This is a genomic window from Loigolactobacillus jiayinensis (assembly GCF_003946445.1).
In the GTDB taxonomy this organism is placed as follows: domain Bacteria; phylum Bacillota; class Bacilli; order Lactobacillales; family Lactobacillaceae; genus Loigolactobacillus; species Loigolactobacillus jiayinensis.
On the sequence record NZ_RHOF01000029.1, the window covers coordinates 39,494 to 51,059 of the forward strand.

Annotated in this window: 19 protein-coding genes; 3 read left to right on the top strand and 16 right to left on the bottom strand. The window is 38.2% G+C overall.

Annotation, left to right across the window (positions count from 1 at the left end; genetic code table 11):
• Positions 1-3: 3 nt before the first annotated feature.
• The 16 genes from EKM80_RS14890 to EKM80_RS08645 form a co-directional block, all read right to left on the bottom strand.
• Positions 4-168 carry a hypothetical protein gene (locus EKM80_RS14890; RefSeq protein WP_164509538.1) on the bottom strand — a complete coding sequence of 55 codons (165 nt, stop codon included), beginning with the start codon at positions 166-168 and terminating at the stop codon, positions 4-6.
• A gap of 19 nt (positions 169-187) precedes the next feature.
• On the bottom strand, positions 188-679 hold the full coding sequence (locus EKM80_RS14980; protein ID WP_191985945.1) for a hypothetical protein: 492 nt from the start codon (positions 677-679) through the stop codon (positions 188-190).
• Between the two features lie 14 nt (positions 680-693).
• Positions 694-843 carry a hypothetical protein gene (locus EKM80_RS14895; protein ID WP_164509539.1) on the bottom strand — a complete coding sequence of 50 codons (150 nt, stop codon included), beginning with the start codon at positions 841-843 and terminating at the stop codon, positions 694-696.
• Between the two features lie 18 nt (positions 844-861).
• Positions 862-1,242, bottom strand: coding sequence for a hypothetical protein (locus tag EKM80_RS08585; RefSeq protein WP_125552705.1), 381 nt, complete (start codon positions 1,240-1,242; stop codon positions 862-864).
• Positions 1,226-2,479, bottom strand: a complete 1,254-nt coding sequence (locus tag EKM80_RS08590) for a DnaB-like helicase C-terminal domain-containing protein (RefSeq protein ID WP_125552706.1) — start codon at positions 2,477-2,479, stop codon at positions 1,226-1,228. Before EKM80_RS08590 ends, EKM80_RS08585 begins: the two co-directional genes overlap by 17 nt.
• Positions 2,469-3,392: a conserved phage C-terminal domain-containing protein gene (locus EKM80_RS15035; protein ID WP_225418846.1), complete on the bottom strand. Its 924-nt coding sequence runs from the start codon at positions 3,390-3,392 to the stop codon at positions 2,469-2,471. The genes EKM80_RS08590 and EKM80_RS15035 overlap by 11 nt, the downstream gene beginning before the upstream one ends.
• 7 nt (positions 3,393-3,399) lie before the next feature.
• A complete protein-coding gene (locus EKM80_RS08600) occupies positions 3,400-3,897 on the bottom strand; it encodes an HNH endonuclease (RefSeq protein ID WP_225418847.1) in 498 nt (165 codons plus the stop codon).
• A gap of 14 nt (positions 3,898-3,911) precedes the next feature.
• Positions 3,912-4,469, bottom strand: a complete 558-nt coding sequence (locus EKM80_RS08605) for a DUF669 domain-containing protein (protein WP_125552707.1) — start codon at positions 4,467-4,469, stop codon at positions 3,912-3,914.
• 2 nt (positions 4,470-4,471) lie between these two features.
• Positions 4,472-5,134, bottom strand: coding sequence for an AAA family ATPase (locus tag EKM80_RS08610; protein ID WP_125552708.1), 663 nt, complete (start codon positions 5,132-5,134; stop codon positions 4,472-4,474).
• Complete coding sequence (locus EKM80_RS08615; protein WP_125552709.1) at positions 5,131-5,994, bottom strand: DUF1351 domain-containing protein; 864 nt, start codon at positions 5,992-5,994, stop codon at positions 5,131-5,133. Before EKM80_RS08615 ends, EKM80_RS08610 begins: the two co-directional genes overlap by 4 nt.
• The gene (locus EKM80_RS08620; RefSeq protein WP_125552710.1) at positions 5,995-6,243 is read right to left on the bottom strand and encodes a hypothetical protein; all 249 of its coding nucleotides are present in this window, start codon (positions 6,241-6,243) and stop codon (positions 5,995-5,997) included.
• A 53-nt stretch (positions 6,244-6,296) separates the two neighbouring features.
• On the bottom strand, positions 6,297-6,563 hold the full coding sequence (locus EKM80_RS08625; RefSeq protein ID WP_125552711.1) for a hypothetical protein: 267 nt from the start codon (positions 6,561-6,563) through the stop codon (positions 6,297-6,299).
• 236 nt (positions 6,564-6,799) lie between these two features.
• Positions 6,800-7,096: a hypothetical protein gene (locus tag EKM80_RS08630; RefSeq protein WP_125552712.1), complete on the bottom strand. Its 297-nt coding sequence runs from the start codon at positions 7,094-7,096 to the stop codon at positions 6,800-6,802.
• Positions 7,097-7,106: 10 nt separating this feature from the next.
• Positions 7,107-7,295, bottom strand: a complete 189-nt coding sequence (locus EKM80_RS08635; RefSeq protein ID WP_125552713.1) for a hypothetical protein — start codon at positions 7,293-7,295, stop codon at positions 7,107-7,109.
• 15 nt (positions 7,296-7,310) lie between these two features.
• The gene (locus EKM80_RS08640; RefSeq protein ID WP_125552714.1) at positions 7,311-8,090 is read right to left on the bottom strand and encodes a phage antirepressor; all 780 of its coding nucleotides are present in this window, start codon (positions 8,088-8,090) and stop codon (positions 7,311-7,313) included.
• A 3-nt stretch (positions 8,091-8,093) separates the two neighbouring features.
• On the bottom strand, positions 8,094-8,345 hold the full coding sequence (locus tag EKM80_RS08645; protein WP_125552715.1) for an XRE family transcriptional regulator: 252 nt from the start codon (positions 8,343-8,345) through the stop codon (positions 8,094-8,096).
• A 135-nt stretch (positions 8,346-8,480) separates the two neighbouring features.
• Between EKM80_RS08645 and EKM80_RS08650 the strand changes: the two genes are divergently transcribed.
• The 3 genes from EKM80_RS08650 (at position 8,481) to EKM80_RS08660 (ending at position 11,526) form a co-directional block, all read left to right on the top strand.
• Positions 8,481-9,188, top strand: a complete 708-nt coding sequence (locus tag EKM80_RS08650; RefSeq protein WP_125552716.1) for an XRE family transcriptional regulator — start codon at positions 8,481-8,483, stop codon at positions 9,186-9,188.
• Positions 9,189-9,274: 86 nt separating this feature from the next.
• Positions 9,275-10,165 carry a hypothetical protein gene (locus EKM80_RS08655; RefSeq protein WP_125552717.1) on the top strand — a complete coding sequence of 297 codons (891 nt, stop codon included), beginning with the start codon at positions 9,275-9,277 and terminating at the stop codon, positions 10,163-10,165.
• 128 nt (positions 10,166-10,293) lie between these two features.
• Entirely contained in the window at positions 10,294-11,526 is a 1,233-nt protein-coding gene (locus EKM80_RS08660) for a tyrosine-type recombinase/integrase (protein WP_164509540.1), read from the top strand.
• Positions 11,527-11,566 lie beyond the last annotated feature (40 nt).

Here is an 11,566-nt window from a genome sequence, read left to right on the forward strand (position 1 = left end):
TTTTTACTTCCCAAAAACAAGAACTACACCCGCAGCCAACATGGCTGTTAAAACTATGGCCGCGGCCCAAACGCCTAACGCTTCCAGAACACCTACTGTTTTTGCAGTCATGTAAAAAAGAATACTCAATACTGCAATTAATAGCGCCAGACCGACAATTAAACTCATATATTTCACGTCCTTAAATTTAGTTTTTGTTGGCTGCTAGCCACTCAAATCCACGCGTGACCATGTCTCTAAACTCCTGCTCGTTGTTAACAATGGTTGTGGCTAGTGGGCTTAGATAGATGAGCTCATGTGGAAATACCTCTGCCGATTCAATAATTTTGATTTCGTCTGCCGCTATTTGGCCGGGTCCGGTGTAGCCGTCCATGCTGTTTGGTAGCAGGACATTCATAATATATTTTTGAAGCTCGGTCTCACGAATATCAACAAGATTATTCTTTTGTTCTTTGGCCGCTTTTTTCTTTCTTTCAGTCCAACCAATCGGCTCTATAGAAATTGACTCATCTGATCCATGTGTTTTAAGCCATTTGCGGTGCTGTGACGTTGCATAATTTTTAATTGTGGCTAAATCTAATCCAGCCTTTTGTGCCAATTCTTCAGCGGTTCCATCACAGATATATTCCTCGCCGCGATAAAACGCATAAATCCTTTTTCGATGGGTTTTTTGTGCCATTTTAATCACCTTTCTCAAGCTCTGTTTTTCATCTCAATAATTTCGTAATCCTGATCAAGTCCGCCGCTATCAACCAAAGCATTTGCATACTTTTCAGCGGTATCATAATCTTCGAAATCATCAATAAAATTACCTTCCGAATCATAAACACTGTAACTTTCCACAATTATCAGTTCCACTTCCTAAATTAGGTATTCAACTTCTACACCAATTTTTTTGAGATATGGTGCAATTTTTTTCTGTGCCGCGACAACGTCCAAAATGTCCTGCTTATCCATTGCTGGCACATACGTTTCAAAAAACTTTTTCCCAGCACTTTGTTCTTGCTGGGCAACCCACAGAGCGCTATTTAACACGTACTGCTGGTCTTTAATGACAGCCGCTAGTAATTGACCCTTTACAGGATTATCAGGCTTAGATTGGATTTTTTTGGCTTTGTGGAGCAGTTCTGTTGCCCATGCCATATAAAACTCAACACCAGCACTATAGTCATAGCCATTTGCACCCATGATCACCGTGAATTCTTTAAAACTCATAATGTGTCGCTTAAAATGTTTCGGCAAAAGTCTGCACATCCTTATAAAAATTAAAATCAAACTTAGCCAACTTACCTTCACGATTCTTTTTAAAGCTTAATTGCACACGCTGCCGATCATCACTGTTATTTGGATCATCAACATTACTCAGAAATGCGACCACATTAGCGTCCTGTTCAATTGATCCAGATTCACGTAAATCTGCTAGTGTGTCTTCTTGTTTTTGCAAAGAAGCACGATTAAGTTGTGACAACAGAATGATTGGAATATCTAACTCATTGGTCAACACTTTAAACGCTCGCGTAATTGAACCAATTTCCTGAACACGGTTCTCTGTGCGCTGATCAGAATGAAGCAATTGCAGATAATCAACTACCGCTAAATAATGCCCGCGTTTTGTTGCTAATGCACGACTACGAATTTGCGCAATGATTTGTGACGGTGTTTGAAAATTGTCATAGAATTGAATACCCATTTTAGTAAAACGTTTCATAGTGTTTCGTGCCTTTTGCTTTTCAACATCATTTAAGCGGTGTTTAGCATTATGAAATTTACTAACAGCTATTCCGGTTTCATTAGCTAACATTCGATTCCGATTTTCAACATTACGCATTTCTAGGCTAAATAGATCACCACAAAAACCTTCGTTATAAGTTGCCGCGTTTAGCAATAGATTCAATGCAAAAGCTGATTTGCCCACTGCTGGCCGTGCACCAAGAACAAATAAATTTCCACCACGTAATCCACCATTCAGTGCCGAATTCATAAGCTTAAAAGTCTTGATTCCTTCTGGCATATCCTGTACTAGTTCTTGCTCAAATCCATCCTGCAAGTCTTTAGCGGTTTCAACTTTAACTTTTTCTGGCTCTTTCATAGATGCCAACGCCATTTGTAAAGTAAATAAATTATCGTCATTAGGATTCTGTAAATATTTCATCGACGCATCTTGCAGCTGTAATTGATCGTAATGCTGATGCAGAATCTTTAAATGTGTGGCAAAGAGGGCGCGTCCAATATAGCTATTAATTAAATTATCCCAATCATCATTTGTCATCACATTTGGATACTTAGCGTCATATTCAGCTTTAACTTGATACCAGTCGCTAAAATCACCATTGATTTCATACAATAATCGACATAAATTCTGATAAGCTACGTTTGAAAAGTAGTCAGGCAAAACAACTACGGTTTGCACAAGAAGCGGATTTCGTAATAAGCCACCAAGTACACCTGACTCAGCTTCTCTATAATTATTAAATTGCACCGTCCTCACTTCCTATTTCAATCATTTTGTTTATTTTTTCAATTGATAAGTTTGCGCCCATTTTTTCAACCATTTTTTGAATTTCATTTGGTGTATAACCGTCTATACTCTGCCCAGTAACGAAAGATTGTAGTCGTTTGATTCGTTCAGATTTATCTTCCCGCTGTTGTACTGGTTGCTTAGCGATTTTCTGATTTAAGTAAGCTTCAAATTTTGGGCCAAATAATGTTTCAGGCCGTAAATACTGCATCATTTCACTTTGGCTCAACCATTCAGCTGATTTAACGTCAACAACTTTTTTGAAATCATCCAACCGCCAACCTTCTTTCCAACGAGCATGAATACAGTCTTTAGTTTTATTTGTTGTTGATCTAAATTTTTTACCAGTTTTATCATTAAGATATTCGACAATTTCAGCATACGGAATTTTGTCTATAACACGACTAGGTTTCTTCTTATCATTCTTTACATTCTTATTATTGTTCACTTGCTGTGGCAGTTGGTGTTCACTTGCTGTGGCAGTTGGTGTGGCAAATGCTGTGGCAGACATCTGTTTTTTATATCGCTCAAACCCTTGGTACTCGTCGTATTTAACGACTGTAAACAGTGTTCCTATATCGGTACTTTCAATTTCCACTCGTTTTTCTTTCACCAACTGTTCAATTTTCTTTCGAATCGTGTGTAATGAGTAAATTTTAGTGTGCCTTTTTTCAACGTATTCTAGGTCTTTTTGTAAGTTACGATACGATCTTAGAAACTGTCCACGCTTTAAATGAATACCTGCAATGTCGATACCCTCTCTGGCAAAAACGGCATTGCCATACACATAAAAGAAAATTCGAAACTTAATAATATCCGTCCAAACAGAGCTATCGAATATCTCTCTACTTGTCTGAAACGCCCCTTTCGCCATTGACTAATCACCTTTTCTTATGGAGCTTTCTATGACACTCTTCGCATAACGTCAATCCGTTTGAAACCACTAGCCTAAGGTCTGGATAATCAGCGAAATGCTTAATGTGATGCGCATTTAGTTTTCCGCCGACTTGACCACAGGTTTGACACGTATACTTATCTCTTTCAAATACAGCCGTTCGCCAACGACCGTATTCAGCTGAGTTGCGAATATCTTGAGCACTCTTTTTCCATGGCGCCTTTTTTCCAAACCAGATAATTACTTGACCATTTCTAACAGCGGCATGTGCTTTACCGAAAGAAAGACAACTATTGTCTAAAAACTCTTGCTCAGTAATAAGCCCTTCAAAATATCCACACTCCATACAAAAATGCTCATTGTATTTAGTTACAACCTGCGGCCATGATTCATTAATCTCTTTTCCACAACCGTCGCAACTATATACGGCAACTGGTGTAAAGCCATCGCCGTTAGGCCACTGCTCAACTCGTAAAATATTCATTACTTGGCCCCCAATCAGAAGGGAATGTCGTCATCACTGATATCAATTGAATTGCCGCTATTAGCAAACGGATCACTAGATTGGTTTGGTGTCGCTGAACCATTTGCAATCCCAACATTTGGATTACCGTTATTTGCATCCGGCCGCTTAACACCGTTAGGGTGACTTGGGTCTTTACTCAATTGGTGATAACCGCGAACCTCTAAATAAATTTTGCCTTTGTTGTTTGGTTCGGCCCAGTCGACATCAATTGTGAGCTGCTTACCATTAATGGCATTAGCAAACTGCGCGACTGAGTCAATTACTGCACCATCACTAGCGCCGACCGCTACTGCAATCGTATTAAAACGCTTGGTTGAATTTTCTAGGTCGTCCGTACTCCAAGTGATATTTTGGTAACGAATCTGGCCGCCTTTGTAAGTGCCATCCAATACTTGAAAATCAATTGAAATGTATTGATTATTGTTACTGGAATTGTTGACCATTGCTTTCACAATTTTAACGTTATAAGTCCCTGCTTCCGCTACACCTGTGCCAAACACGTTGTTACTATCTACTGTAAATAAACTCATAATTATTCACTTTCCTTTTCTGTTTTTAATAATTCGCTTGCTTTGATCAGTGTGCGATCATCAAGCCTATTTTTTGCATGGTTACCTGCTTCTGGATCTAAATCGATCATGCGCTGACCGTCATGTTTATAAATGCGACCAACCAAATCAAACGTTGCTGTGAACGCGTTGAACGTTCTTTCGTTCATGTCCGGCTGGAATCTACCGGCGCCGTCTAGCCCTGATGATCCATTATCGACTTGATGCGCGGTGGCGAAAATTGTCACACCACTACTACGTAACATGTCCCCGAGTTGCCGAAACCAAAGCTGCATCTTTTGATAATTCTGCCGGCCATCCTTTGATGCGTCATCAATATTTTCAAGGACAAAATTCTGCAGGGCTGACATATTGTCCAAACAAATTGCTGAATACCCACCGTTGATAATTGCTCGTTTTAGAAAAGCGATTATCACCGCTTGAATTTTCGGCATATCTGATGGCTCAAAAATGACAGTATCAATATTATCTTCTGGCTTGATAACACTGGTGGATCGATCAAATGTTAGCAGCAACTTCTTACCCGGAAATAATTTGAATAACGACGTTTTTCCAGTACCACCATCACCATAGATAAAATACATATTTGGCTCCTTCGGTAGTTCTCCGCTAACGTAGAATTTCATTTCATCACAACCGTTTCAGCTGTAATCTCGTTATTGATCATGAATTCATATAAGTGCCACATTTGTTTTTTCGTACAAGTGATTTTAACAACCCTTGTGTGCGTTTCCTCTACGATTTCGCCCGTGCTAGTATCGACTATTTTATTACCTTGCTGTTCAGTTTTTAACTTAGTCATTGCTTGTTCATACTCGGCTTTCTTAGCCTTTTCTTCCGCAGCACGTTTCATCTGTTCCTGTAAATAACTTAAATCTTGACCTTGTTTAAGCTGTGCAATCCATCCAGCCACGTCAATTTTTAATAACTCTGCATAATTTGTCACAGCGGCTATTCCCTCAGCAAGTCGCTTTTTATCCTGAGCCTTGAGAGTCATAGCACCGGCGATTGCATCAAGGCGCTTCTTTTTACTGAGTGACTTAGTCAACCAAGACTCATCAATTTCAATTTCACCAGGATCAACGTGATAATTAGGTGCCATTTCGGTAATCAGTGCTTTTACTTCATCAAGCCGCTGTTTTTTTTGCTGTTCCTCAAACTTTGCAATTCCTTGGTCAATTGGGTTGATAACTTGTTCAATGCGACCGATCATGTTATCAATTTCAGCTTTAAAATCCGTGTAAGGTTGATCAAATTTCTTATGAATTTCAATTCGCTTACTATTAAGCTGCTTTTTCAAACTATTCAGGCTTTGCTTAACTTTTTTGTCATCAGCCAAAGTTTGTTCCGTCACGACTAGTTTTTCATAGTGGCTGATATAATCATCGATGGCTTGGTCTAACTTGTCTTGATTATTAATAGTGATTAGGGTCGGTTTATATTCAACTGAAAAATCAAGCTGTTCACTAGCTGTTAACTCATTCATTTATTTTCCACCTCTAATCGATGTGCTAACCATGACTGACTTATCATTGTGATATGTGCTTACGTCAGCCCAAATAGTGTTATTAGTGCCGTCGTGCAACTTAGGTTTACCCCATATCGACACATAAGACTTCGCATTATTTAATGATTCGTTAAATCGATAGAATTGTACTGATTCAGCCGTATGATACAGCCGTAAAATTTTATGCTCTTCATCGCTGAGATATTTCTTTTTAATACGTTTATTCATGTTAAAACCCCCTATATGCTATAATGAGGCTGTTTGACAGACCTCATTTTTGATTAGTCCGCGCGGTTGTCCCCGTGTTGGGCTTTTTTTGCGCTTAAGTTCTCAATCTTATAACCAATTACTAACCGCTCAGCCACTGCAAAACTGTGACCGATATAAAACCAACCATGATCAAATCCAACTGGCTCATATGCTGATAACTCCACGTCATAAATTTCCTTATGCAGTAATCCATCGCATAGCGTTAGAGTAATACGCCAGTGCTTCATCTCAGCAGAAGCCAGAAAAACTTGATGATGACGCCCCGGATAATGATGCATCCAGTGATCATACCAACCCAGACTAAGCGGGTTGTTAATTCATCTTTACTCAAAGTAATAGCCCTCCTCATCTCGCATAGCTTGCTCATCGATTTCAGTCCAATTAATGTTCATTTTTATCAGCCTCTTTTCCAAGATGATATAAGCCTTTAAAAGCGGTAAATAATAGCACGCCGATTAAAATTCCGAATGTGAAACTTGCGACATCCACAGTCCAAACCATTTAGATCACCTCCTTACGCTTTTAGTTGATTATTAGCCAACCATTCTCGAACGGCCGGCGCATAATACTTTCTGTTTTTGCCTTCTTGGCAGTACGGAAACCCTGGTTGATAAAGATAATATTTATCCGCCGTATTAGGCGCGCAGTGTAAAATTTCCGCTGCCACTTGTTCACGCGTCATCATGTCTTCTCGTTTAATTTTTTCTGCGATAGTTTCATCAACTTTTGGCCAAATTTTTTCTAGCAATGGATCAACTAGCAGTTTGGCAAAAATACGGATAGACTTTTCGCTTAACTTTAATTCGTTCATTTAAATCACCTCACTGTTCATCTTCAATCTCGACATTTTGAATACCGTAACGGATAAACTTTTCTGCAATCCGACCAATCGAAATTCCTGTCTCATTTTTTAAATCAAGGATTTGTTTATGCAATTCTGCGTCAATAAATACTGGTTTAACGGCTTTACTTTCAGTTTGTTTAGTTAAAACCAATTTTGGTTGTGCCATTTTGTTATTTCCTCCTTAAACTGTTTGTTTTTGTTCAATCAGCGGTAAAATGTTTTCTTGCTTTAGCAGTTCATACAGGCCTAATCTGCCCTTTTGCGTCCATTTAGTGTTTAGTACAGCTTTTTCAGTGCCGTCTTTGCGTTTAACTATTGTGGTGTCAGAATGTGTCCAGCCAGTTAGCTGATATTTCGCATATAATAGCCAAGTGTTGCCTTGCTTGTAAATAACACCTAAGTCATGAAGCTTTTTATTTAATGCTCGACCGCTCATGCCGTAGTCCTTGGCAATGATGCTAACGGTGACAAGTGATTTATCAGCTAACACCCGATCGTAATAAGTAGCTTTAGGCTGTAACTCATTGACCTGTTGTTCAGCGATCAATCGTCCTTCGCGTTCAGACTTAAGCTGTTTAGCCAGATTGATAATTGTATCTGGGTTCAGCAAAGCTTCTTCAATTTTCTCTGGTGTCATATAAGCACCATGTTTGCGGATAGTCGGTAAAACCTCACTAGTGACCCAGTGCTTAAACCGCTTAGCCGATTCAAGGTGGCTACCGAAAATTAATGAGTAGACACCTGACTCTGAAATGATTGTCATATTTTGAGTTCCGCCAAGGGGGCCCTGAATTGGGGCGTCCTTTTTATCTTCGTTATCAACGTGGCTACTAATAGCATTTCTCGATTTTGCATACCCCAGAATCTCAGCTACATCTTTGCCGACAAAATATGGTTTGTTATCAATAATTACCGTTCGTACATAGTTACCCTCAAAATTAAAATTTTGTAATTCTTCCATTTATCACGCCTCCTTTAGTGTATAACGTTCCGTGGACTCATTAGTAAATAAAATAGCTTCCATGGGAATTCGATAGATTTCTGAAAATGCTTTTCCAAATGCCATGGGCACTTTTTCTGGTTCTTTTTCAAAGCCAGTGATTTTTGAACGCGAAATTTCTTTGCCAAAATACTCTGAGAGCTTTTGCGCTGCCTTATTTTGGCTGAATCCGGCATTAACTCTAGCTGCTTTTAATGTGATTTTTAGCTCTGTCATTGTGTCTCATCTCCTAACAACTATTAGTATAAGTCCACGCTTTGTTATAGTCAACAACAAATTGTATTTATTTTTAATTTTATGCTTGAAAAATCAACTAAATGTTATATACTATAGTAGTAGGGAAGTGATAATTTGACGAAAAAAATTGGTGAGAATATTAAGCAATTAAGAATCATGAATGGCTGGAGTCAACCTCAATTGGCCGACAAACTCAATGTGACAAAACAGACTGTTTCTAACTGGGAAACTGGTTATCGTGAGCCTAAAATGGGAGCTATTCAAAAACTGTCTGAGCTTTACGGAGTAAGCATGTCAGCAGTAATTGATGGTCTTTCAGAAGGTACTTATAACGTTGATTTTTCTGAAAAAGAATCAAAAGGTAAATATATCCCAGAAGCAAGCTCTAGTCATACATACCCTTTTATTCCAGCTGGTGTCGCGGCAGGATCTCTGGCAGAAGTCGAACCATACTTAATTAATGACATTCAGAAAATTAAAATTCCAGATGTCATGATGTCGAACTATGCTGGTGACAAAAATGTTATTGCTATGACAATCAATGGTGAATCAATGAATGAAACAATCCCAAATGGTTCAGTTATTTTGGTTAAAAGATTTGATAGCATCGATGATTTAAGAAACGGTGATATTGTAGTTTTTTCTCTTGATGGTGTTGATTATTCAGTAAAACGATTTGTTAATGATGATAAAGCTCACATTTACTCTTTTTTACCGGATTCAATAGATAAGAGTTTTATGCCAATTAACTTTCGCTATGAGGACGCTGAAAATAGACTAATTGTTATTGGAAAAGTAGTATCTTATACAGTTACGATATAAAAAAAAGCCCCACTCCGCTGCCACGGAATGAGGTTATCCAAAGGATACGATCACAAATAAATTATATCACTCTGGGGGGAACTGAAATGCTGACATTTTTATTGGTATTATTTTTTATAGGGATTATCGCAATTATCGTTGCTATTGGAATATTTATATATGATTTAATTAAGTCTAAACCATTTAAAGTACCAATTATTGTTGCCATTGTTGGTCTTTTGTTAGCAATTGGTGGTTATCAGTTTGGGGAAAAATTGAATGCTAATCAGCAAGTTGCATTAGCAAAGAAATACAGTGAGTCATCATTCAAAGCTGCTAGTGAATCTGAAGCAGAAGAACCTGTTATTAAACTAGATGGTAAGCCAAAAAATTATACCGATTATTATTTTACGGCAAATTCAAATCGTCAGGCAATTGTTTCAGGCACTGCGACACATACTAAAACAATTAAATTACAAGAAAACTTTGGCGATCTCAATGAAACCAAAATAAAAGTAAATTCAGACGGCACATTTTCAAAAACAATTACTTTACCTAAAGATAAGGCAAAAGCTTCTTATTATCTAACTGCTGGTAACGATGAGATTGTTACGGCTCACATTAAATCTGTAAATTATGAAGCCGAACAAACTAGTATTGATCAAGCAAAAGCTTCTAGTCGTGCTGAATCATCCAGTAATAAATCTGCTACTAACGCTACAAAGTATCAGGCTAAGCTTAACAGCTTAAATAAAGGCACTGCAGAATCAGCAAGCTATGACGCTAGCACTAATACCGTCACATGGATTGGGTTTGATGACTGGGCAAATTGGAGTCATTCTGAATTACAGAAATCGATGGATTTACTGCAGACAATGACTTTACGGCAAGAAAATAATTACGGTATTTCGGAGGTCCACATTGTCGTACAATTACCAGACGGCACCGTGATTGCTAAAAACTCTGATACAGATATGGATCTAAAATTTATTAAATAAAAAAGCACATCCCCACTCGCCAAAGTAATGGATGTGCTACCGGAAAAAGCAACCACACATGTGGCGCTCTTTGTGTACTCTATTTTACACCAATTGAGCGCCATCCTGCAATGAAAGGATTGGTTATTATGTCAAAATATATTTATAAAAAAACTACTCATGAAAATATCTATAGTTATAAAACTCAGGCTGGGCAAATGCGCTACCGAGTTCACATTTCAAGGCGGATTGATGGTAGACGTTTTGACTATGCCAAAAATGGTTTTAAAAATCAGGTTCAGGCCATTTCAAAGCGCAACGAAGTGCTTGGTCAAATAGAAGACCGCGATCTCATACACAACCGTACAATGACCGTTAAAAAATATTGGGTAGTGTTTCGGAAAGGACGTATCGATTCTAAAACGTGGACTCCAGACTCGGTTTCCAGCTATGATAATTCCTTCAACAAACATATTTTACCGGAATTTGCCGACACAAAACTAATTAGTTTAAATCGTGTAACTTGGCAAGAGTTTCTAAACAAATTGATGTTTCAAAAAAATCTATCTATTGCTACAGCAAAAACAATTAATGACTGTATGCAAGCCCTGCTCAATGACGCTGTAATTAACGAGGTTATCTCACGTAACCGATTAATTCGCATGAAATTTAATAAAAAAGAAGTCCCAAAGAAAAAGTATTTGGAAATGAAACAATTTTATCAAGCTGTAGATATGGCGAAGCAAGTTCTTGAGCCTTATCACTATGCCGCCTTTTATCTTGCCACTATTGGCTTACGGCGTGGTGAAATAATGGGTATTAAGCGCAAAGATATTGAATTTCATGATGTTGAATTTTTTGCTTATTTGCATATTCAGCGATCGCGCACTCAAAGGGCAACAGATGGCAAAGACACAAAAACACCTGATTCAAACCGCGTATTATTAATTAAAGGCGAAGCTTATAATCAACTGAAATTTTTATACAACGAAGCAACAGAGCAAAAAAAAGATGTTGGCGAATTACCACATCAAAATGATTATATTTACTTTAATCGAATAACTGGTAAGCCTTACACCCCAAGTAATTTAAATCGTATATTCAACCGAGTTGACGAAAATTTACCATTTCATATTTTTCCGCACATGTTCCGTCACACTTTTGCCACCCAGATGCAATTAGGTGGTGCGCCCGAAGCGGATGTTAAACAGTACCTGGGTCATAGTTCTAAATCGAACGTCACGGCCGAGGTTTACACACACGCCACCATTGAAGGCGAAGAAAAAGTTGTTGATATTATGGAAAAAAGATATGACGAAAGAACTGAAAATCCTGACGTAACTTTGACGACACCCGATAAAAGTAACGGCCGTAACGCTTGATATGACAGCGTCTTATGAGTTAAGCTATTTATGAGCTGGC

Bases quoted from the DNA above. Each gene is read 5' to 3' on its own strand.
- EKM80_RS14890 (WP_164509538.1), bottom strand. From the start codon at position 168: ATGAGTTTAATTGTCGGTCTGGCGCTATTAATTGCAGTATTGAGTATT.
- EKM80_RS14980 (WP_191985945.1), bottom strand. From the start codon at position 679: ATGGCACAAAAAACCCATCGAAAAAGGATTTATGCGTTTTATCGCGGC.
- EKM80_RS15035 (WP_225418846.1), bottom strand. From the start codon at position 3,392: ATGGCGAAAGGGGCGTTTCAGACAAGTAGAGAGATATTCGATAGCTCT.
- EKM80_RS08600 (WP_225418847.1), bottom strand. From the start codon at position 3,897: ATGAATATTTTACGAGTTGAGCAGTGGCCTAACGGCGATGGCTTTACA.
- EKM80_RS08605 (WP_125552707.1), bottom strand. From the start codon at position 4,469: ATGAGTTTATTTACAGTAGATAGTAACAACGTGTTTGGCACAGGTGTA.
- EKM80_RS08610 (WP_125552708.1), bottom strand. From the start codon at position 5,134: ATGAAATTCTACGTTAGCGGAGAACTACCGAAGGAGCCAAATATGTAT.
- EKM80_RS08615 (WP_125552709.1), bottom strand. From the start codon at position 5,994: ATGAATGAGTTAACAGCTAGTGAACAGCTTGATTTTTCAGTTGAATAT.
- EKM80_RS08620 (WP_125552710.1), bottom strand. From the start codon at position 6,243: ATGAATAAACGTATTAAAAAGAAATATCTCAGCGATGAAGAGCATAAA.
- EKM80_RS08625 (WP_125552711.1), bottom strand. From the start codon at position 6,563: ATGCATCATTATCCGGGGCGTCATCATCAAGTTTTTCTGGCTTCTGCT.
- EKM80_RS08630 (WP_125552712.1), bottom strand. From the start codon at position 7,096: ATGAACGAATTAAAGTTAAGCGAAAAGTCTATCCGTATTTTTGCCAAA.
- EKM80_RS08635 (WP_125552713.1), bottom strand. From the start codon at position 7,295: ATGGCACAACCAAAATTGGTTTTAACTAAACAAACTGAAAGTAAAGCC.
- EKM80_RS08640 (WP_125552714.1), bottom strand. From the start codon at position 8,090: ATGGAAGAATTACAAAATTTTAATTTTGAGGGTAACTATGTACGAACG.
- EKM80_RS08645 (WP_125552715.1), bottom strand. From the start codon at position 8,345: ATGACAGAGCTAAAAATCACATTAAAAGCAGCTAGAGTTAATGCCGGA.
- EKM80_RS08655 (WP_125552717.1), top strand. From the start codon at position 9,275: ATGCTGACATTTTTATTGGTATTATTTTTTATAGGGATTATCGCAATT.
- EKM80_RS08660 (WP_164509540.1), top strand. From the start codon at position 10,294: ATGTCAAAATATATTTATAAAAAAACTACTCATGAAAATATCTATAGT.